General features: G+C 63.1%; 21 protein-coding genes. All 21 read left to right on the top strand.

Annotated elements, in window-relative coordinates; genetic code table 11:
* The first annotated feature begins 18 nt into the window (after positions 1-18).
* The 21 genes from fliH to E8E68_RS26750 all read left to right on the top strand — a co-directional run bounded on the left by fliH (position 19) and on the right by E8E68_RS26750 (position 19,372).
* On the top strand, positions 19-807 hold the full coding sequence (fliH, locus tag E8E68_RS26650; protein WP_280346252.1) for a flagellar assembly protein FliH: 789 nt from the start codon (positions 19-21) through the stop codon (positions 805-807).
* Positions 797-2,152 carry a flagellar protein export ATPase FliI gene (gene fliI / locus E8E68_RS26655; protein WP_266028907.1) on the top strand — a complete coding sequence of 452 codons (1,356 nt, stop codon included), beginning with the start codon at positions 797-799 and terminating at the stop codon, positions 2,150-2,152. The genes fliH and fliI overlap by 11 nt, the downstream gene beginning before the upstream one ends.
* Positions 2,153-2,158: 6 nt before the next feature.
* Positions 2,159-2,611, top strand: coding sequence for a flagellar export protein FliJ (gene fliJ, locus E8E68_RS26660; RefSeq protein ID WP_280346254.1), 453 nt, complete (start codon positions 2,159-2,161; stop codon positions 2,609-2,611).
* Between the two features lie 162 nt (positions 2,612-2,773).
* Positions 2,774-3,082 (top strand): STAS domain-containing protein, encoded by a 309-nt coding sequence (locus E8E68_RS26665; RefSeq protein WP_110747226.1) that lies wholly within the window; start codon positions 2,774-2,776, stop codon positions 3,080-3,082.
* An 8-nt stretch (positions 3,083-3,090) separates the two neighbouring features.
* On the top strand, positions 3,091-4,782 hold the full coding sequence (locus E8E68_RS26670) for a fused response regulator/phosphatase (protein ID WP_266028909.1): 1,692 nt from the start codon (positions 3,091-3,093) through the stop codon (positions 4,780-4,782).
* A 48-nt stretch (positions 4,783-4,830) separates the two neighbouring features.
* The gene (locus E8E68_RS26675; protein WP_266028910.1) at positions 4,831-5,178 is read left to right on the top strand and encodes an Hpt domain-containing protein; all 348 of its coding nucleotides are present in this window, start codon (positions 4,831-4,833) and stop codon (positions 5,176-5,178) included.
* Positions 5,179-5,250: 72 nt separating this feature from the next.
* Positions 5,251-6,522, top strand: a complete 1,272-nt coding sequence (locus E8E68_RS26680) for a flagellar hook-length control protein FliK (protein ID WP_280346258.1) — start codon at positions 5,251-5,253, stop codon at positions 6,520-6,522.
* A gap of 137 nt (positions 6,523-6,659) precedes the next feature.
* Positions 6,660-7,157, top strand: coding sequence for a flagellar basal body-associated protein FliL (gene fliL, locus E8E68_RS26685; RefSeq protein WP_280346260.1), 498 nt, complete (start codon positions 6,660-6,662; stop codon positions 7,155-7,157).
* Between the two features lie 9 nt (positions 7,158-7,166).
* Positions 7,167-8,135 carry a flagellar motor switch protein FliM gene (fliM, locus tag E8E68_RS26690; RefSeq protein WP_012273501.1) on the top strand — a complete coding sequence of 323 codons (969 nt, stop codon included), beginning with the start codon at positions 7,167-7,169 and terminating at the stop codon, positions 8,133-8,135.
* A 47-nt stretch (positions 8,136-8,182) separates the two neighbouring features.
* Positions 8,183-8,650, top strand: a complete 468-nt coding sequence (gene fliN, locus E8E68_RS26695) for a flagellar motor switch protein FliN (RefSeq protein WP_266028912.1) — start codon at positions 8,183-8,185, stop codon at positions 8,648-8,650.
* A gap of 12 nt (positions 8,651-8,662) precedes the next feature.
* The gene (fliO, locus tag E8E68_RS26700) at positions 8,663-9,097 is read left to right on the top strand and encodes a flagellar biosynthetic protein FliO (protein ID WP_280346289.1); all 435 of its coding nucleotides are present in this window, start codon (positions 8,663-8,665) and stop codon (positions 9,095-9,097) included.
* Entirely contained in the window at positions 9,097-9,852 is a 756-nt protein-coding gene (gene fliP / locus E8E68_RS26705; RefSeq protein WP_266028913.1) for a flagellar type III secretion system pore protein FliP, read from the top strand. The genes fliO and fliP overlap by 1 nt, the downstream gene beginning before the upstream one ends.
* Before the next feature lie 21 nt (positions 9,853-9,873).
* The gene (gene fliQ / locus E8E68_RS26710) at positions 9,874-10,143 is read left to right on the top strand and encodes a flagellar biosynthesis protein FliQ (protein WP_266028914.1); all 270 of its coding nucleotides are present in this window, start codon (positions 9,874-9,876) and stop codon (positions 10,141-10,143) included.
* A 7-nt stretch (positions 10,144-10,150) separates the two neighbouring features.
* Positions 10,151-10,927, top strand: a complete 777-nt coding sequence (gene fliR, locus E8E68_RS26715) for a flagellar biosynthetic protein FliR (protein ID WP_266028915.1) — start codon at positions 10,151-10,153, stop codon at positions 10,925-10,927.
* A gap of 2 nt (positions 10,928-10,929) precedes the next feature.
* Positions 10,930-12,072, top strand: a complete 1,143-nt coding sequence (flhB, locus tag E8E68_RS26720; RefSeq protein ID WP_266028917.1) for a flagellar biosynthesis protein FlhB — start codon at positions 10,930-10,932, stop codon at positions 12,070-12,072.
* Positions 12,073-12,967: 895 nt separating this feature from the next.
* Complete coding sequence (gene flhA, locus E8E68_RS26725) at positions 12,968-15,097, top strand: flagellar biosynthesis protein FlhA (RefSeq protein ID WP_266028918.1); 2,130 nt, start codon at positions 12,968-12,970, stop codon at positions 15,095-15,097.
* Between the two features lie 11 nt (positions 15,098-15,108).
* Positions 15,109-16,416 (top strand): flagellar biosynthesis protein FlhF, encoded by a 1,308-nt coding sequence (gene flhF / locus E8E68_RS26730; protein WP_266028919.1) that lies wholly within the window; start codon positions 15,109-15,111, stop codon positions 16,414-16,416.
* 93 nt (positions 16,417-16,509) lie between these two features.
* Complete coding sequence (fleN, locus tag E8E68_RS26735) at positions 16,510-17,343, top strand: flagellar synthesis regulator FleN (RefSeq protein ID WP_003254408.1); 834 nt, start codon at positions 16,510-16,512, stop codon at positions 17,341-17,343.
* Positions 17,340-18,080 (top strand): RNA polymerase sigma factor FliA, encoded by a 741-nt coding sequence (gene fliA / locus E8E68_RS26740; RefSeq protein ID WP_280346268.1) that lies wholly within the window; start codon positions 17,340-17,342, stop codon positions 18,078-18,080. Before fleN ends, fliA begins: the two co-directional genes overlap by 4 nt.
* Before the next feature lie 108 nt (positions 18,081-18,188).
* On the top strand, positions 18,189-18,563 hold the full coding sequence (locus E8E68_RS26745) for a chemotaxis response regulator CheY (protein WP_010955070.1): 375 nt from the start codon (positions 18,189-18,191) through the stop codon (positions 18,561-18,563).
* A gap of 20 nt (positions 18,564-18,583) precedes the next feature.
* The gene (locus E8E68_RS26750; RefSeq protein ID WP_280346271.1) at positions 18,584-19,372 is read left to right on the top strand and encodes a protein phosphatase CheZ; all 789 of its coding nucleotides are present in this window, start codon (positions 18,584-18,586) and stop codon (positions 19,370-19,372) included.
* Positions 19,373-19,374: the final 2 nt, after the last annotated feature.

The raw sequence follows: 19,374 nt of genomic DNA on the forward strand, positions 1-19,374 counted from the left end.
GATTGAGTACCTGAAAACATGTCCACCAAAGAACATCACCCCAGCGACCTGATCCGCGCCCGCGACCTCGAGGGCGTGGATGTGTGGACGCTGCCCAGCTTCGACCCGGAGCCAGAGCCCGAGCCGGAACCGGAGCCTGAGGTCATCGCGGAAGAAGTAGAGGAAGTGCCGCTGGAAGAAGTCCAGCCGCTGACCTTGGAAGAGCTCGAAGCCATTCGTCAGGAAGCCTACAACGAGGGTTTCGCCACCGGTGAACGCGAGGGCTTCCACAGCACCCAGCTCAAGGTCCGCCAGGAGGCCGAAGAGGCCCTGAAGGCCAAGCTGTCCAGCCTCGAGCGGCTGATGACCAACCTGATGGACCCGATCGCCGAGCAGGACACCCAGATCGAGAAAACCGTCGTCCACCTGGTGGCGCACATGACCCGCCAGGTCATCGGCCGTGAACTGCGCAGCGATTCCAGCCAGATCACCCAGGTGCTGCGCGAGGCGCTTAAGCTGCTGCCGATGGGGGCGGACAATATCCGCATCCACCTCCACCCGCAGGATTTCGAGCTGGCCAAGGCCCTGCGCGAACGCCACGAGGAAAACTGGCGGCTGCTGGAAGACAGCGCGCTGCTGCCGGGGGGCTGCCGCATCGAAACAGCCCACAGCCGCATTGACGCGACCATGGAAACCCGTATCGAAAAGGCCGTGGCACAGCTGTTCGACCAGTTGCACGACCATTCACTGCACCCGGCGGCTCCCGACATGTCGGTAAACCTGGACGCCCCGGTCGAGCCTGCCATGGACAACCCTGATGCGCCTTGACCGCACCAGTTTCGGCAAGCGCCTGGGTAGCTACGCCGAGGCCATCGAGTTGCCAGCGCGGCCCATCGTGGAGGGCCGCCTGTTGCGCATGGTCGGCCTTACCCTGGAGGCCGAAGGCCTGCGCGCCGCTGTCGGCAGCCGCTGCCTGGTCATCAATGACGACAGTTACCACCCGGTGCAGGTCGAAGCCGAAGTCATGGGCTTTGCCGGCCCCAAGGTGTTCCTCATGCCGGTTGGCAGCATTGTCGGCATCGCCCCGGGCGCCCGCGTGGTACCCCTGGACGACGGTGGCCGCCTGCCCATGGGCATGGGCATGCTCGGCCGGGTGCTCGACGGTGCTGGCCGAGCGCTGGACGGCAAGGGCGGAATGAAGGCCGAGGATTGGGTGCCGATGGACGGCCCGGTGATCAACCCGCTCAACCGCGACCCTATCAGCAAGCCGCTGGATGTGGGTATTCGCAGCATCAACGGCCTGCTCACTGTCGGCCGAGGCCAGCGCCTGGGCCTGTTCGCCGGTACCGGCGTGGGTAAGTCGGTGCTGCTGGGCATGATGACGCGCTTTACTGAAGCCGAGATCATCGTGGTCGGCCTGATTGGTGAGCGGGGCCGGGAAGTGAAGGAGTTCATCGAGCACATCCTGGGTGAGGAGGGGCTCAAGCGCTCGGTGGTGGTCGCATCGCCCGCCGATGATGCGCCGCTGATGCGCCTGCGCGCCGCCATGTACTGCACGCGCATTGCCGAGTACTTCCGCGATAAAGGCAAGAACGTGCTGTTGCTGATGGACTCGCTGACCCGTTTCGCCCAGGCCCAGCGGGAAATTGCCTTGGCCATCGGCGAGCCGCCGGCCACCCGCGGTTATCCACCGTCGGTGTTCGCCAAGCTGCCCAAGCTGGTCGAGCGGGCCGGTAATGGCGAGCCGGGTGGCGGCTCTATCACGGCGTTCTACACGGTGCTGTCGGAAGGTGACGACCAGCAGGACCCGATCGCGGACTCGGCACGGGGCGTGCTCGACGGCCACTTCGTCCTGTCGCGGCGACTGGCTGAGGAGGGCCATTATCCGGCCATCGATATCGAAGCGTCGATCAGCCGGGTCATGCCGCAGGTGGTGGACGCCGACCACTTGCGCCAGGCGCAGAAATTCAAGCAGCTATGGTCGCGCCTGTCGCAAAGCCGCGACCTGATCAGCGTCGGTGCGTATGTGGCGGGCGGTGACCCGGAAACCGACCTGGCCATTGCCTTGCAATCGAAGCTGGTAGCGTTTCTGCGTCAGGGCCTGCATGAGAACGTGGGCATGGCGCAGAGCCGCGATGATCTGGGGGCGATTTTCACGCCCCCGGCAGGCTGATAGGCCATGGCACTGCCCGGACGTGCCGCGCGCCTGGCGCCGGTGGTGGATATGGCCGAGGAGGCCGAGCGCAAGGCGGCCCAGCGCCTTGGCCATTTCCAGCAGCAGGTGGCCACCGCCCAGGCCAAGCTGGCCGAGCTGGAGCGCTACCGCGAGGATTACCAATTGCAGTGGATCAACCGTGGCGGGCAGGGGGTCAATGGCAGCTGGCTGGTCAATTACCAGCGCTTTCTGGGGCAGCTGGAAGCGGCCATGACCCAGCAGCGGCAAAGCCTGGTCTGGCACCAGAACAACCTCAACAACGCCCGAGGCATCTGGCAGCAGGCCTATGCCAGGGTGGAGGGTTTGCGCAAGCTGGTGCAGCGCTACCTGGATGAAGCCCGGCGGGCCGAAGACAAGCGTGAGCAGCGGTTGCTGGATGAGCTTTCCCAGCGGTTGCCCCGGCAGAGCCATGTGTAGGGGTTCGTCGCTGGTCTTGCAGCGTTTGTGAGATCGAGCGCCGCCCCCGCGGCGCTCGATCCCCCGGACACCGCAGGCCGCACGGCGAACACTTGCCACCCCCACCATCGCCTGCTAAACCTTAAAGGAGTTGCATCCGCCATCATCGAAGGAATCGCTAGCATGGCAGTCGAGACTGATTTTTCGCAGGACGGGAAAAAGCTGACAATCAAGATCAAGGGGCGCTTCGATTTCGGCAAGCATCAGGAGTTTCGCGACGCTTACGAACGCCAGACCAGCCGGCCAGATTCGGTTGTTGTCGACCTGAGGGACACTACCTACCTGGACAGTTCTGCGCTCGGCATGTTGCTGTTGCTGCGCGACCACGCAGGCGGCGACGAGTCGGATGTGCGGGTGGTGCATGCCAGTTCCGACGTGCGCAAGATCCTCGCCATTTCCAATTTCGAAAAACTCTTCGATATCAGTAGTTGAGCCCCGACATGCCGGCCGAACAGGCTTTGACCGTGCTGGTAGCTGAAGACGGTGCCGCCGACCGCCTGCTGCTGGCGCAGATCGTGCGCCGCCAGGGTCATGAGGTAGTTACCGCAGAAAACGGCGAGCAAGCTGTGGCGCTGTTCGTAGAGCGGCGCCCGCAGTTGGTGCTGCTTGACGCATTGATGCCGGTGATGGACGGTTTCGAGGCGGCGCGGCAGATCAAGGCCCTGGCAGGCGAGGCGCTGGTGCCGATCATTTTCCTCACCTCGCTGAACGAGGAGCAAGGCCTGGTGCGCTGCCTGGAGGCCGGCGGTGATGATTTCATGGCCAAGCCCTACAGCGCGGTGATTCTCGCCGCCAAGATACGGGCCATGGACCGCCTGCGCCGGTTGCAGGCCACCGTGCTGGAGCAGCGCGACCAGATCACCCGGCACCATCACCATCTGCTGAACGAGCAGCGGGTGGCCAAGGCGGTTTTCGACAAGGTCGCCCACTCCGGTTGCCTGTCGGCGCCGAACATCCGCTACCTGCAATCGCCCTACGCGCTGTTCAATGGCGACCTGATGCTGGCGGCGTTTACCCCGGCCGGCGACATGCGCGTGCTGCTGGGCGATTTTACCGGGCACGGCTTGCCAGCGGCGGTCGGAGCCATGCCACTGGCCGAGGTGTTCTACGGCATGACCGCCAAGGGCTATGGCATGGCGCAGATCCTGCGCGAGATGAACGCCAAGCTCAAGCGCATCCTGCCGGTGGACATGTTCTGCTGTGCGCTGCTGCTCAACCTCAGCATGCAGCGTGGCTCGGTGGAGGTATGGAACGGCGGCATGCCGGATGGCTACCGGCTGTCAGTAAAGGGCCAGGTGCTGTCGGTGTTGGAGTCGCGGCACCTGCCGCTGGGCATTCTCGCTGCCGAGCGCTTTGATGACAGCACCGAGGTGTTGCCGCTGGCGGCAGGTGAGCGCCTGTTGCTGTTGTCGGACGGGGTGCTCGATACGGCCGACGACGAGGACCGCCTGTTCGGCGTACAGCGGCTGCGTGCAGTGCTGGCCGATAACCGTGAGCCGGCCCAGTTGTTCGATGAGCTGATGCAGGCCCTGGAGCGGTTTGGCGGGCGTCCTCGCGACGATATCAGCTTGTGCGACATCCGCATGTTCAGCGCCGAAGAGCGGGTCCCGGTGCCGATGATCTACGCTGAGAGTGGCCGCTCCAGCCCGCTGGATTGGTCGCTCGGCTTCGAGGTTCGTGGCGAGAGCCTGAAACGCTTCAATCCGGTGCCGTACCTGGTGCAGTTGTTGCAGGAAATTCACGGCCTGCGCACGCGTACAGGCAACCTGCACAGCGTGCTCAGCGAGTTGTATTCCAATGCCCTGGAGCATGGCGTGCTCGGCCTGGACTCGCAGCTGAAAAGCGATGTGCAGGGCTTTGCCAACTACTATCAGGAGCGCGCCCGGCGCCTGGGCGCGCTGACCGATGGTTTTGTAAGCATCAATTTCAAGGTTGAACCGCATGGCGACGGCGGGCGTCTGATGATCGAGGTTCGCGACAGTGGTGCCGGCTTCGATGTGCAGCGTGTCCTGGCGCGGCCTCCGCGAGATCAGGGGTTGAGCGGTCGTGGTCTGAACCTGGTGCAGCGGCTGGCCAGTGATGCGCGCTGGAGTGAAGGCGGGCGCTGCGCACATGTGGACTTCGTCTGGTGAGCCAGCGGCTGGCTCGGGCATAATCTGGCTTGATCAAGGAGTGAACAAGTGACTGACATGCATATTGACCACAAGGTACTCCGGGACCTGCGTGAGGTCATGGAAGATGGCTACCTGCAGTTGGTGCAAACTTTTCTGGATGACTCCGAACGGCGTCTGGGGCAGCTGCATGCGGCGAAAAACGCCGAAGAACTCGGCGCGGCTGCCCACAGTTTCAAGGGCAGCAGCAGTAACATGGGGGCGGTTGCCCTCGCAGCGCTGTGCCAGCAGCTGGAAGAAAGTGCCCGGCGGCCCCCGCTGTATGGCATCGAAGACCTCATCAGCCGCATCGACGAGGAGTTCGCTGAAGTGCAGCGCTTTTACCGCGATGAGCAGCAGCGTATATCTGCAGGCTGAACTGTGAGTTGGCGCGAGTCTTGCGTGTCTCTAGCCAGATGATTTTATTGTTTCTGGCGCGGAGACCCCTCGATGCCTGTCGCACCCAACCCTCTATTGCAAGCTAACGCCGCTGCCAACACATCGCGTCCGGCCGCCGTTCAGGCGGACAAACCGCAGCAGGCAGTGGGCGACAAGGGCGACGGCTTTGGCCAGGTGATGGCCCGACAGGGCCGCGACAAGGCTGTGGGGCAGGATGAAAAGGTCGCCCAGGCCAAACCCAAGGACAAACCTGATGTGGTGGCGGGCGGCAAGGAAGACCCGGCCGACGAAACCGCCGTTGCCGATGACGGCAACAAATTGCCAGCGCAAGAGGTGGTCCAGGCTGATACTGGCTTGCTTGATGCCAGCCTGGTGGCCGGCCAGGTCACCGATGCCCAGCCGGGCGCGCAGCTGATCCAGGCCCAGGCCGAGACGGTGGCGCCGATGCTGCAGGCCGCTACTGCGCAAATCCAGGAGGCGCTACCTGAGGCGCCGCCTGCCGAAGAAGCGTTCGACCCGGAAGCCGACCCTTTAGCCAACCTGCCGACCTTGCGCCTGGCGCTGGAGCACAGTGCCCAGGCCAAGGGTAATACCTCCGCACATGCCCTTGATCCCTCCCAGGCCCAGGGTGAAGATGGGCAGGTGGCCGTCAATACCTTGGCGAATGTGGTCGAGAATGCCGAGGGCGAAAGCGGTGAACCGGGTGACAAGGCCTTTGGCGCCTTGCTCGAAGATGGCTTGAAGGACACCAAGAGCGCCAGCAGCGACACCCGTGTCGACGATTTCGCCAACCGCCTGGCGAGCCTGACCCAGGCGGCCACGGCCAAGACCGCCAACGCCGTGCCGGCCAATGCCAGCCCGCTGCACCAGCCGTTGCCGATGAACCAGGACGCCTGGGCCGAAGGGCTGGTCAACCGGGTCATGTACCTCTCCAGCCAGAACCTCAAGTCGGCGGATATTCAACTGGAACCGGCCGAGCTGGGCCGCCTGGACATTCGCGTCAATGTCGCGGCGGACCAGGCCACTCAGGTCACCTTCATCAGTGGTCACGCCGGTGTGCGTGATGCCCTCGACAGCCAGGTGCACCGCCTGCGCGAGCTGTTCGTCCAGCAGGGGCTGGCGCAGCCAGATGTCAATGTGGCTGATCAGTCGCGTGGGCAACAACAGCAGCAGGGGCAGGCGCAGGCGCAGGCGCAGGGCAGCAACTTGTCCGGGGTCGCGGCGCGGCAGGCGGAACAGGGTGGGGTCGAGGTGGTTGATAGCGCCCGGCCTTTGGAGCAGCAGGTGGTTGTCGGCGACAGTGCGGTCGATTATTACGCCTGATGTCTGGTGCATGGCTTGGTTTTTGTGGCGGCGCTCGATCTCACCGCCGCAAAATCCCTCAAGCCGAATTCTGGCATAACACTTGCTCAAGCCAAGCCATTCTCCCTTGAACCCCCGATGGACGACGGATTATTGGCATGGCGAAGAGCGAAGCAGTCAAAGACCCCGCCACTAAAGGCAAACTCAAGCTGATCATCCTGGCCGTAGTGGGCCTGCTGCTGGCGATCGGCCTGTCGGTGGGCGCTACCTGGTTCATCATGCACAAGAGCGAGCCAGCACCGGCCGCTGAAGCCGCGGCCAGCAACGTCAAGCCTGCGGCGATCTACGAGGCCCTCACCCCGGCCTTCGTGGTCAACTTCAACCAGAACGGCCGCCAGCGCTACATGCAGCTGAGCATCACTATGCAGGCGCGCAGCCAGGCTGATCTGGATGCACTGAAGGTGCACATGCCGGTGATCCGCAACAACCTGGTGATGATGTTTTCCGGGCAAGGCTTCGACACCCTCGCCAGCAGCCCGGTAGGGCAGGAGATGCTGCGTCAGAAGGCTACCGCAGTGGTCCAGGAAGTGGCGCAGAAGGAAGTCGGCAAGCCGGTCATCGACCAGTTGCTGTTCACCAATTTCGTATTGCAGTAGGAGTCCGTAATGGCCGTACAGGACCTGCTGTCCCAGGATGAAATCGATGCCCTGTTGCACGGCGTCGACGACGGGCTGGTGCAGACCGAGAGTGCATCCGAGCCTGGCAGTATCAAAAGTTACGACCTGACCAGCCAGGACCGTATCGTGCGGGGTCGCATGCCGACCCTGGAAATGATCAACGAGCGCTTCGCCCGTTATACCCGCATCAGCATGTTCAACCTGCTGCGCCGCTCGGCCGACGTCGCCGTGGGTGGCGTGCAGGTCATGAAATTCGGCGAATACGTGCATTCGCTGTACGTGCCGACCAGCCTCAATCTGGTCAAGATCAAGCCGCTGCGCGGCACATCGCTGTTCATCCTCGACGCCAAACTGGTGTTCAAGCTGGTGGACAACTTCTTTGGCGGCGATGGCCGCCACGCCAAGATTGAAGGCCGCGAGTTCACCCCGACCGAACTGCGCGTGGTGCGCATGGTGCTGGACCAGTGCTTCGTCGACCTCAAGGAAGCCTGGCAGGCGATCATGCCGGTCACCTTCGAGTACATGAACTCTGAGGTCAACCCGGCCATGGCCAACATCGTCGGCCCCAGCGAAGCCGTTGTGGTGTCCACCTTCCACATCGAACTGGACGGCGGCGGCGGTGACCTGCACGTGACCATGCCGTACTCGATGATCGAGCCGGTGCGGGAAATGCTCGATGCCGGTTTCCAGTCCGACCTGGACGACCAGGACGAGCGCTGGGTCAAGGCATTGCGCGAGGACGTGCTGGACGTGGCCGTGCCCATGACTGCCACCGTCGCCCGGCGTCAGCTGAAGCTGCGTGACATCCTGCACATGCAGCCGGGCGATGTGATCCCGGTCGAGCTGCCCGAGCACTTGGTGCTGCGTGCCAATGGGGTGCCGGCGTTCAAGGCGCGGCTGGGTTCGCACAAGGGCAACCTGGCCCTGCAGATCATCGACCCGATCGAACGCCGCTGACGGCGTGCCGGTCGCTCATAACGAATTGAATGCCTGTCGAGGAAACCATGGCTAACGAAAACGAGATCACCTCCCCAGAGGACCAGGCGCTGGCCGACGAGTGGGCTGCAGCGCTGGAGGAAACCGGTGCCGCCGGCCAGGCGGACATCGATGCATTGCTGGGTGGTGACACCGGCAGCAACAGCGGCCCCGGCCGCCTGCCGATGGAAGAGTTCGCCAGCTCGCCGAAGCCGAACGAAAACGTCAGCCTCGAAGGCCCGAACCTGGATGTGATTCTGGATATCCCGGTGAGCATTTCCATGGAAGTGGGCAGCACCGAGATCAACATCCGCAACTTGTTGCAGCTCAACCAGGGCTCGGTGATCGAGCTCGACCGCCTGGCCGGCGAGCCGCTCGACGTGCTGGTCAATGGTACGCTGATCGCCCATGGCGAAGTGGTCGTGGTCAACGAGAAGTTCGGCATCCGCCTGACCGACGTGATCAGCCCCAGCGAACGTATCAAGAAGCTGCGCTGAGTGAAGGGCACGATGCGCGCCATTGCGGCACTCGCGGTGCTGTTCGCCAGCTACGCCTGCCTGGCCGCTGCCACGCCTGCGGTTACCCCGGCGGCTGCGCCTGGCAGCCTGGGTGGGCAATTGGCGCAGATGGTTTTCGGCCTGCTGCTGGTGGTCGGCCTGATCTTCTTCCTGGCCTGGTTGCTGCGGCGCCTGCAGAGCACGGCGGTGAAGGGTGGGCAGGTGATCGAGATCGTCGGCAGTCGCGCCATCGGCCCGCGTGACCGCCTGCTGCTGGTGCAGGTGGGCAAGGAGCAGATCCTGATCGGCCATACCCCTGGCAGCATCGAGGCGTTGCATGTGCTGGCTGAGCCGGTGCAGGTGGCGGAAAGCGCCCGTCAGGCGACGCCGGAGTTCGCCCAGCGGCTGCTGGAGCTGATGGGCAAGAACCCTAAGGACAACAAGTGATGAGCGGCGCGCTGCGTACGTTGTTGACTCTGGCGTTGCTGCTGGCGGCGCCATTGGCCCTGGCCGCCGACCCGCTGTCGATCCCGGCCATTACCCTGTCCAACACCGCGGACGGGCAGCAGGAATATTCGGTCAGCCTGCAAATACTGCTGATCATGACGGCGCTGAGCTTTATTCCGGCGTTCGTCATTCTGATGACCAGCTTCACCCGTATCATCATCGTCTTCTCCATCCTGCGTCAGGCCTTGGGGTTGCAGCAGACGCCGTCAAACCAGCTGCTGACCGGCATGGCGCTGTTCCTTACCCTGTTCATCATGGCCCCGGTGTTCGACCGGGTGAACCAGGACGCGCTGCAGCCCTACCTGAAAGAGCAGATGACCGCCCAGCAGGCCATCGACAAAGCCCAGGGCCCGCTCAAGGACTTCATGTTGGCGCAAACCCGGCAGAGCGACCTCGACCTGTTCATGCGCCTGTCCAAGCGCACCGACATCGCCGGCCCCGACCAGGTGCCGCTGACGATCCTGGTACCGGCGTTCGTCACTTCGGAGCTCAAGACCGCGTTCCAGATCGGGTTCATGATCTTCATCCCGTTCCTGATCATCGACATGGTGGTGGCCAGTGTGCTGATGGCCATGGGTATGATGATGCTGTCGCCGCTGATCATCTCGCTGCCGTTCAAGATCATGCTGTTCGTGCTGGTCGACGGCTGGGCGCTGATCATGGGTACCCTGGCCAGCAGTTTCGGCGGCGTCTGACGCCGTCAAGGAGAGCCGCCGATGACACCTGAAGTAGCTGTCGACCTGTTTCGTGATGCTTTGTGGCTGACAACCTTGATGGTTGCCGTGCTGGTGGTGCCGAGCCTGTTGGTGGGCCTGGTGGTGGCAATGTTCCAGGCGGCCACGCAGATCAACGAACAGACCCTGAGCTTTCTGCCGCGCCTGCTGGTGATGCTGGTCACGCTGATCATTGCCGGGCCGTGGCTGGTGCAGAAATTCATGGAGTACATCACCACGCTCTACACCAACATCCCGCAGCTCATAGGCTGATGCGGCGATGCTGGAGCTGACCGACACGCAGATCGGCACTTGGGTCGCCACGTTCATCCTGCCATTGTTCAGGGTGACGGCGGTGCTGATGACCATGCCGATCTTCGGTACCCGCATGTTGCCGGCGCGGGTGCGCTTGTACGTCTCCGTGGCCATCACCGTGGTGATCGTGCCGGCACTGCCGCCACTGCCTGAATTCGACCCGCTGAGTTTGCCGGGCCTGCTGCTGTGTGCCGAGCAGATCATCGTGGGTGCGTTGTTCGGCCTGGCGCTGCAGTTGCTGTTCCAGGCATTCGTGGTTGCCGGGCAGATCGTTGCGGTGCAGATGGGCATGGCGTTCGCCTCGATGGTTGACCCCGCCAACGGGGTCAACGTCGCGGTGATCAGCCAGTTCATGACCATGCTGGTGAGTGTGTTGTTCCTGTTGATGAACGGCCATCTGGTGGTGTTTGAGGTGCTGACCGAGAGCTTTACCACCTTGCCGGTGGGAAGTGCGCTGGTGGTCAACCACTTCTGGGAGCTGGCCGGGCGCATGGGCTGGGTGTTTGGTGCTGGCCTGCTGTTGATTCTGCCGGTGATTGCCTCGCTGCTGGTGGTGAACATTGCCTTTGGCGTGATGACCCGCGCAGCGCCACAGCTGAACATTTTTTCCATCGGCTTCCCGCTGACCTTGGTCATGGGCATGTTCGTCTTCTGGGTCGGCCTGGCCGATGTACTGTCTCACTACCAGGCATTGGCCAGCGAAACGCTGCAATGGCTGCGTGAGCTGGCGGGGGCGCGCTGAACATGGCAGAAAGCGAGAGCGGCCAGGACAAGACAGAAGACCCCACCGACAAACGTAAGCGCGACAGCCGCGAAAAGGGCGAGGTTGCGCGTTCCAAGGAGCTGAACACGGTGGCGGTGACCCTGGCCGGCGCCGGTAGCCTGCTGGCGTTCGGCGGCCATCTGGCCGAGACCATGTTGGCCATGATGCGCATGAACTTCAGCCTGACCCGTGAAATGATCGTAGACGAGCGGGCCATGGGGGCCTTCCTGCTGGCCTCGGGCAAGATGGCGATCTGGGCGGTGCAGCCGGTCTTGATTCTGCTGTTCGTGATTTCCTTCGTAGCACCCATCGCCCTTAGTGGCTTCCTGTTTTCCGGCAGCCTGCTGCAACCCAAGTTCAGCCGCATGAACCCGTTGTCGGGGATCAAGCGCATGTTCTCGATGAACAGCGTGACGGAGCTGCTCAAGGCGCTGGCGAAGTTTTTCGTCATCCTGATCGTGGCGGTGGTGGTGCTGTCCAGTGACCGTCAGGCCTTGCTGTCGATTGCCAACGAGCCGCTGGAGCAGGCGATCATCCACAGCCTTCAGGTGGTGGGCTGGAGCGCGTTGTGGATGTCGGCCGGGTTGCTGCTGATCGCCGCGGCAGACGTGCCGTTCCAGCTGTACCAGACGCACAAGAAACTGAAGATGACCAAGCAGGAAGTGCGCGACGAGTACAAGGACAGCGAGGGTAAGCCCGAGGTCAAACAGCGGATTCGCCAGTTGCAGCGCGAAGTGTCGCAGCGGCGGATGATGGCGGCGGTGCCGCAGGCCGATGTGATCATCACCAACCCGACGCACTATGCGGTGGCCTTGCAGTACGACCCGGAAAATGGCGGGGCGGCGCCGTTGCTGTTGGCCAAGGGCACTGACTTCACGGCCCTGAAGATTCGCGAAATTGCGGTAGAACACAAGATCCAGATCCTCGAGTCGCCGGCGCTGGCGCGGGCGATCTACTACTCCACCGAGATCGAGCAGGAAATCCCGGCCGGCTTGTACCTGGCGGTGGCGCAGGTGCTGGCCTATGTGTTCCAGATCCGTCAGTACCGTGCCGGCAAGGGCAAGCGGCCGGAGCCATTGAAAGACGACCTGCCGATCCCGCCGGATTTGCGCCGCGACAGTTGATTGGTGGTAGGTGGCGGGTATTTGCCTTGAGGTTTTTGTTGGCCATGAGATCGAGCGCCGCCCGCGCGGCGCTTCGCGGGGCAAGCCCGCTCCCACATCTGTTTCGGGCCAATTATGCCTGTGCCTTTGGCGCGCGCACTCTGGGTGCATGGCTGAAGATTGATGAAGAGCAGTGGCGCAGCCGATATCGAAGGGAACAAACAAGGCGGCCAGCGGCAATCTAACTGGAGTGATTGGCCCGAAACAGACAGTGGAAGCGGCCTTGTGCCGCGAAGCGCCGCGCGGGCGGCGCTCGATCTCACAGACGCAGTCGTGCGAGGGATGAGACCCGGGCTCACAGGAAAACCCGACCAGGCGAAGCCTGCCCGCGCACGATCACCATTAAGCGGTGCGTTCTGTGAGTACCGGGGGTCTCAATCCCGATCGCCCTGCGAGGCGACCCCACGACCTACGGATGTAAGGGAATTGCGTAGGGGCTGTGAGGTGCCTGCCTTAAGTCCTTCAGCGCTCATGAGATCGAGCGCCGCCCGCGCGGCGCTTCGCGGGGCAAGCCCGCTCCCACATCTGTTTCGGGACAGGTACTCCTGTTCCCTTGGTGCGCGCACCCTGGGTGCATGGCTGGAGATTGATGAAAAAGCAGCGGCGCACCCTTAAATATCGAAGGGAACAAACAAGGCGGCCAGCGGCAATCTCACTGGAGTGACTGGCCCGAAACAGACAGTGGGAGCGGGCTTGCCCCGCGAAGCGCCGCGCGGGCGGTGCTCGATCTTACAGGCGCCAAAAACCACAAGGCGAACACCCTGATTCACCCCAAACCACAAAGTTGGAAAGCTTCTTGCAATGCCAGCCGCAGGCACCCCCTGGGCGTCAAAGTTTTGCATCAAGAGGACTCGCGGTGGATCGCACTCAGTTAATCAGCAACGCCCGTAACAACCTGGCCGGGCTCGGCCGGGGCAACCTGGGCGTGCCGCTGTTACTGCTGGTGATGTTGGCAATGATGATGTTGCCGATACCGCCGTTCCTGCTCGACGTGTTCTTCACCTTCAACATCGCCCTGTCGATCGTGGTGCTGCTGGTCTGCGTGTACGCCCTGCGCCCGCTGGACTTTGCCGCGTTTCCCACCATCCTGCTGGTGGCCACGCTGCTGCGCCTGGCCCTGAACGTGGCATCAACCCGCGTGGTCATGCTGCATGGCCAGGAGGGCCACGGCGCTGCCGGTAAAGTGATCCAGGCCTTCGGCGAGGTGGTGATCGGCGGCAACTATGTGGTCGGTGCGGTGGTGTTCGCCATCCTCATGATCATCAACTTCGTGGTAGTGACCAAGGGCGCCGGGCGTATTTCCGAAGTGAGCGCGCGCTTCACCCTCGATGCCATGCCCGGTAAGCAGATGGCCATCGACGCCGACCTCAACGCCGGCTTGATCGACCAGGCGCAGGCCAAGCACCGCCGTGCCGAGGTGGCCCAGGAGGCCGAGTTCTACGGGTCGATGGACGGTGCCAGCAAGTTCGTCCGCGGTGACGCCATCGCCGGCCTGCTGATCCTGTTCATCAACCTGATCGGTGGCATGCTGATCGGCATGCTGCAGCACGGCATGAGCTTCGGCGATGCTGGCAGGGTGTACGCCTTGCTGACCATAGGTGACGGTTTGGTGGCGCAATTGCCATCACTGCTGCTGTCCACCGCCGCCGCGATCATGGTCACCCGTGCCTCGGGCTCCGAGGACATGGGCAAGCTGATCAACCGGCAGATGTTCGACTCGCCCAAGGCGCTGGCGGTGTCGGGTGCGCTGATGATCGTCATGGGCCTGGTACCCGGCATGCCGCACGTGGCGTTCATCAGCCTCGGCCTGCTGGCCGGTGGCGGCGCCTACCTGGTGTGGAAGAAGCAACAACAGGTCAAGGTCAAGGCCCAGGAAGAGGCGCAGCGCCAGCAGGACCTGCTGCCCTCGCCACAGCGCGCGCTGGAAACCAAGGAGCTGGGCTGGGACGACGTGACCCCGATCGACATGATCGGCCTTGAAGTTGGCTACCGGCTGATCCCGCTGGTCGACCGCAACCAGGGTGGTCAACTGCTGGCGCGGATCAAGGGCGTGCGCAAGAAGCTGTCACAGGACCTTGGCTTCCTCATGCCTACCGTGCACATTCGCGACAACCTCGACCTGCAGCCCAGTGCTTACCGCCTGACGCTGATGGGGGTGATCCTGGCTGAAGCCGAGATCTACCCGGACCGCGAACTGGCGATCAACCCAGGGCAGGTGTTCGGCACCCTCAACGGCATAGCCGCGCGCGACCCGGCGTTTGGCCTGGAGGCGGTGTGGATCGACGTCGGTCAGCGCTCGCAGGCCCAGTCGCTGGGCTACACGGTGGTCGACGCCAGCACCGTAGTGGCTACTCACCTTAACCAGATCCTGCAGAAGCACTGCCACGAGCTGATCGGCCACGAGGAAGTCCAGCAACTGCTGCAGGTGCTGGCCAAGGCATCGCCGAAGCTGGCAGAAGAGCTGGTGCCGGGTGTCATTTCCTTGTCGGGCCTGCTGAAGGTCTTGCAAGCCCTGTTGTCGGAACAGGTGCCAGTGCGCGATATTCGCAGTATTGCCGAGGCCATCGCGAACAACGCAGGCAAGAGTCAAGATACCGCCGCGCTGGTGGCGTTGGTGCGCGTCGGATTGTGTCGCGCCATCGTGCAAAGCATTGTCGGCATTGAGTCCGAGCTCCCAGTGATCACCCTGGAGCCAAGGTTGGAACAGATTTTGCTCAATAGTCTGCAGAGGGCCGGGCAGGGTCAGGAAGATGGTGTTCTTCTTGAGCCTAGCATGGCCGAGAAGCTGCAACGTTCGCTGATCGAAGCGGCCCAGCGCCAGGAGATGCAGGGCCAGCCGGCCATCCTGCTGGTCGCCGGCCCGATCCGCGCCATGTTGTCGCGTTTCGGTCGCCTGGCTGTACCGAATTTGCATGTTCTGGCGTATCAGGAAATACCGGACAACAAGCAAGTCACCATCGTTGCCACCGTGGGCCCTAACGGCTGAGGTAGTGGATAATGCAAGTTAAGCGATTTTTCGCCGCCGATATGCGTCAGGCCATGAAGCTGGTCCGGGACGAGCTGGGCGCCGATGCCGCGATCATTGGCAACCGCCGCATTGCCGGTGGTGTCGAACTGACGGCCGCGCTGGACTACAAGCTGTCCGCCCTGGCCCCGCGGGTGCCCAACGCTGAGCTGGAAGAGGAGCTGCGCAAGACCCACACGCGCATCGCCACTGTCCAGGCCGAGCTGGACCACCGTCAGGACAGCAGCGACAACAACCGCCAATTGTTCGCCGGCCAGTCGCTGACCGCCGCCGAGCCGTTGATCGAGCCGCACGTCGAGACCCCCGAAGCGCCGGCTGCAGCAACGGCTGCACCGGTCGACCCGCGCCTGTTCGATGCCATGCGTTCCGAGCTGTCGGGCCTGCGCGAACTGCTGGAAGTGCAACTGGGCTCGCTGGCCTGGAATCAGCTGCAGGGCAGCAAGCCGCAGCAGGCCAACCTGTGGCGCCGCTTGCAGCGCATCGGCCTTTCCGGGCCGATTGCCCGCGAGCTGCTGGAGCTGACCGCCGAGATCGAGGAGCCCCGCCAGGGCTGGCGGATGCTGTTGGCCCACCTGGCGCGGATGATCGAAATCCCGGAGATCGAGCCGATCGAAGAGGGCGGCGTGATTGCCATGGTCGGCCCGGCCGGCATGGGCAAGACCACCACCCTGGCCAAGCTGGCTGCGCGCTACGTGCTCAAGTACGGCGCGCACAACCTGGCGCTGGTGAGCATGGACAGCTTTCGCATCGGTGCCCAGGAGCAGCTCAAGACCCTGGGCCGCATCCTCAATGTGCCGGTGACCTACGTCGACCCGGGCCAGTCGCTGGCGGCCGCGCTGGAGCCGCTGCTGCGCAAGCGCGTCGTGCTGATCGATACCGCCGGCCTGCAGGCCAGCGACCCAGCTCTGCGCATGCAGCTGGAAACCTTGGCCGGGCGTGGCATTGCCGCGAAGAACTATCTGGTGCTGGCCACCACCAGCCAGAAGCAGGTGCTGACCGCCGCCTACCACAGCTACAAGCGCTGTGGCCTGGCCGGCTGCATCCTGACCAAACTCGATGAAACGGCAAGCCTTGGCGATGTGCTGAGCCTTGCCATCAGTCATGAATTGCCCGTGGCTTACCTTACCGACGGCCCGCGCATTCCTGACGACCTGCACCTGCCGCGGGGCCACCAGCTGGTCAGCCGGGCGGTGAACGTGCAGCAGCAGGACGAGCCCAGCGAAGAGGCCATGGCCGACATGTTCGCTGATCTCTACCACAACCCACGGCGAGCGGGTTGACCATGAAGTGTGTGCAAAGTAGCTATGCCAAGGGGTACGCAGAATTGCCCTACGTGTGGCCTGAGTCCCAGCGAGACAAGGTAAAGAACAGACATGGGTAGCATGCATCCCGTACAGGTGATCGCCGTGACCGGTGGCAAAGGTGGCGTCGGCAAGACTAACGTTTCAGTGAACCTGTCCCTGGCGCTGGCCGAGCTCGGCCGCAGGGTCATGTTGCTGGACGCCGACCTGGGCCTGGCCAATGTCGACGTGTTGCTGGGCCTGACCCCCAAACGCACCCTGGCCGATGTCATCGAGGGGCGCTGCGAGCTGCGTGACGTGATGCTGCAGGGGCCCGGCGGTGTGCGCATCGTGCCGGCGGCATCGGGTACCCAGAGCATGGTGCACCTGGCTCCGGCCCAGCATGCCGGGTTGATCCAGGCGTTCAGCGAAATCGGCGACAACCTCGACGTGCTGGTGATCGATACCGCTGCGGGTATCGGTGATTCGGTGGTCAGCTTTGTCCGCGCGGCCCAGGAAGTGCTGCTGGTGGTGTGCGACGAACCCACTTCGATCACCGACGCCTACGCGCTGATCAAGCTGCTCAACCGCGACTACGGCATGAACCGTTTCCGCGTGCTGGCCAACATGGCGCAAAGCCCGCAGGAAGGGCGCAACCTGTTCGCCAAGCTGACCAAGGTCACCGACCGCTTCCTTGACGTTGCCCTGCAGTACGTGGGTGCCGTGCCCTACGACGAGTGCGTGCGCAAGGCAGTACAGAAGCAGCGCGCCGTCTACGAAGCCTTCCCTCGCTCCAAGTGCGCGCTGGCCTTCAAGGCGATTGCCCAGAAGGTCGACAGCTGGCCGCTGCCCGCCAACCCGCGTGGGCATCTGGAGTTCTTCGTCGAGCGCCTGGTGCAACCCACCAGCGCGGGACCCGTGCTATGAACGCCAGCGGCTTCAAGATGTACAGCCGGGCAGCGAAAGATGCCCAGTACGAGCTGATCGAGCGCTATGCGCCGCTGGTCAAGCGCATTGCCTACCACCTGCTGGCACGCTTGCCGGCCAACGTGCAGGTCGAGGACCTGATCCAGGCCGGCATGATCGGCCTGCTGGAAGTGGCCAACAAATACGACGCCAGCAAGGGCGCCAGCTTTGAAACCTACGCCGGCATCCGCATTCGCGGGGCCATGCTCGACGAGGTGCGCAAGGGCGACTGGGCACCGCGTTCGGTGCACCGCAACACCCGTATGGTCAGCGACGCGATGCGTGCGGTCGAAGCCAGAACAGGCCGTGACGCTAAAGATCATGAAGTTGCTGCCGAACTCCAATTGAGTCTCGATGATTACTACGGGATTTTGAACGACACCCTGGGCAGCCGGCTGTTCAGCTTCGACGACCTGTTGCAGGACGGCGAGCACGAAGGCCTGCATGAGGATGGCGCCAGTGGCCAGGTGGAACCTGCGCGCGGCCTTGAGGACGAGCGCTTCCAGGTGGCCCTGGCCGAGGCCATCGCCAACCTGCCGGAGCGTGAGCGCCTGGTGTTGGCGCTGTACTACGACGAAGAGTTGAACCTCAAGGAAATCGGTGAGGTGCTGGGGGTCAGCGAGTCGCGGGTCAGCCAATTGCACAGCCAATGTGCCGCGCGCCTGCGCAGCCGCCTGGGGGAATGGCGGGCGCGTTGAGCCCGGGTTCGTTGCAGTCGTTTTCCATGTTGTACCGAATTGAATGAATGCGCGCGCTCGGGGGCCGAGCGCGTTTGAGACTGCTTGGAGGTCTACTTGAACAAAGACATGAAAATCCTCATCGTTGACGACTTCTCGACGATGCGGCGGATCATCAAGAACCTGTTGCGTGACCTGGGCTTCACCAACACCGACGAGGCTGACGACGGCACTACGGCACTGCCGATGCTGGAAAACGGCCATTACGACTTCCTGGTGACCGACTGGAACATGCCCGGCATGTCCGGTATCGACCTGCTGCGTAAAGTGCGTGCCAGCGACAAGCTGAAAAGCATGCCGGTGCTGATGGTGACCGCCGAAGCCAAGCGCGACCAGATCATTGAAGCGGCCCAGGCGGGCGTCAACGGTTATGTGGTCAAGCCGTTCACTGCCCAGGTGCTCAAAGAAAAGATCGAGAAGATCTTCGAACGCGTCAACGGCTGAGTCACGTCAGGGGGCGCGCCATGGATTCATCACAAAACTCTTTGGGCGAGTTCGAATCGACCCTGAAGAAGCATGCCCAGGAGTTGGTAGAAAGCCTGGAGCGGGGCCGTTTCGGCGAGGCGGTGCAGCTGATTCACGAGCTGAACCAGACCCGTGATCGCGGCCTGTACCAGGAAGTCGGCAAGCTGACCCGCGAGCTGCACAGTGCCATTGTCAGTTTCCAGATCGACCCGACCATGCCGCAGGCCGAGGAGGTGTCGCAGATTACCGACGCCACCGAACGTCTGTCCTACGTGGTCAAGCTCACCGAGGGCGCGGCCAACCGCACCATGGACCTGGTCGAGGAAAGCACCCCGGTGCTCAACGACCTGGCCAGCGAGGCCAAGGCCTTGAGCGCCGACTGGCAACGCTTCATGCGCCGCGAAGTGGCTGCGCCGGAGTTCCGTGACCTGGTCAAGCGTGTCGACAGTTTTCTGACGCACAGTGCCGAAGGCAACCGCAAGGTGGCCGGCCACCTCAACGACATCTTGCTGGCCCAGGACTATCAGGATCTGACCGGCCAGGTGATCAAGCGCGTCACCAGTTTGGTGACCGATGTGGAAAGCAACCTGCTCAAACTGGTGCTGATGGCCAGCCAGGTGGACCGCTTTGCGGGCATCCAGCATGACCACGATCAATTGCGCGCAGAAAAAGATCGAGAAAAACATCCGACTCGGGGTGAAGGTCCGCAGATTCATGCCGATAAGCGTGAAGACGTCGTGTCCGGTCAGGACGATGTCGACGATTTGCTGTCCAGCCTGGGTTTTTAAGG

Origin of the sequence: Pseudomonas sp. BN607, assembly GCF_029871175.1 — a bacterium.
GTDB lineage: Bacteria > Pseudomonadota > Gammaproteobacteria > Pseudomonadales > Pseudomonadaceae > Aquipseudomonas.

Coding starts and splice junctions, on each gene's coding strand:
- fliH (WP_280346252.1), top strand. CDS start 19: ATGTCCACCAAAGAACATCACCCCAGCGACCTGATCCGCGCCCGCGAC.
- fliI (WP_266028907.1), top strand. CDS start 797: ATGCGCCTTGACCGCACCAGTTTCGGCAAGCGCCTGGGTAGCTACGCC.
- fliJ (WP_280346254.1), top strand. CDS start 2,159: ATGGCACTGCCCGGACGTGCCGCGCGCCTGGCGCCGGTGGTGGATATG.
- E8E68_RS26665 (WP_110747226.1), top strand. CDS start 2,774: ATGGCAGTCGAGACTGATTTTTCGCAGGACGGGAAAAAGCTGACAATC.
- E8E68_RS26670 (WP_266028909.1), top strand. CDS start 3,091: ATGCCGGCCGAACAGGCTTTGACCGTGCTGGTAGCTGAAGACGGTGCC.
- E8E68_RS26680 (WP_280346258.1), top strand. CDS start 5,251: ATGCCTGTCGCACCCAACCCTCTATTGCAAGCTAACGCCGCTGCCAAC.
- fliL (WP_280346260.1), top strand. CDS start 6,660: ATGGCGAAGAGCGAAGCAGTCAAAGACCCCGCCACTAAAGGCAAACTC.
- fliM (WP_012273501.1), top strand. CDS start 7,167: ATGGCCGTACAGGACCTGCTGTCCCAGGATGAAATCGATGCCCTGTTG.
- fliN (WP_266028912.1), top strand. CDS start 8,183: ATGGCTAACGAAAACGAGATCACCTCCCCAGAGGACCAGGCGCTGGCC.
- fliO (WP_280346289.1), top strand. CDS start 8,663: ATGCGCGCCATTGCGGCACTCGCGGTGCTGTTCGCCAGCTACGCCTGC.
- fliP (WP_266028913.1), top strand. CDS start 9,097: ATGAGCGGCGCGCTGCGTACGTTGTTGACTCTGGCGTTGCTGCTGGCG.
- fliQ (WP_266028914.1), top strand. CDS start 9,874: ATGACACCTGAAGTAGCTGTCGACCTGTTTCGTGATGCTTTGTGGCTG.
- fliR (WP_266028915.1), top strand. CDS start 10,151: ATGCTGGAGCTGACCGACACGCAGATCGGCACTTGGGTCGCCACGTTC.
- flhB (WP_266028917.1), top strand. CDS start 10,930: ATGGCAGAAAGCGAGAGCGGCCAGGACAAGACAGAAGACCCCACCGAC.
- flhF (WP_266028919.1), top strand. CDS start 15,109: ATGCAAGTTAAGCGATTTTTCGCCGCCGATATGCGTCAGGCCATGAAG.
- fleN (WP_003254408.1), top strand. CDS start 16,510: ATGGGTAGCATGCATCCCGTACAGGTGATCGCCGTGACCGGTGGCAAA.
- fliA (WP_280346268.1), top strand. CDS start 17,340: ATGAACGCCAGCGGCTTCAAGATGTACAGCCGGGCAGCGAAAGATGCC.
- E8E68_RS26745 (WP_010955070.1), top strand. CDS start 18,189: ATGAAAATCCTCATCGTTGACGACTTCTCGACGATGCGGCGGATCATC.
- E8E68_RS26750 (WP_280346271.1), top strand. CDS start 18,584: ATGGATTCATCACAAAACTCTTTGGGCGAGTTCGAATCGACCCTGAAG.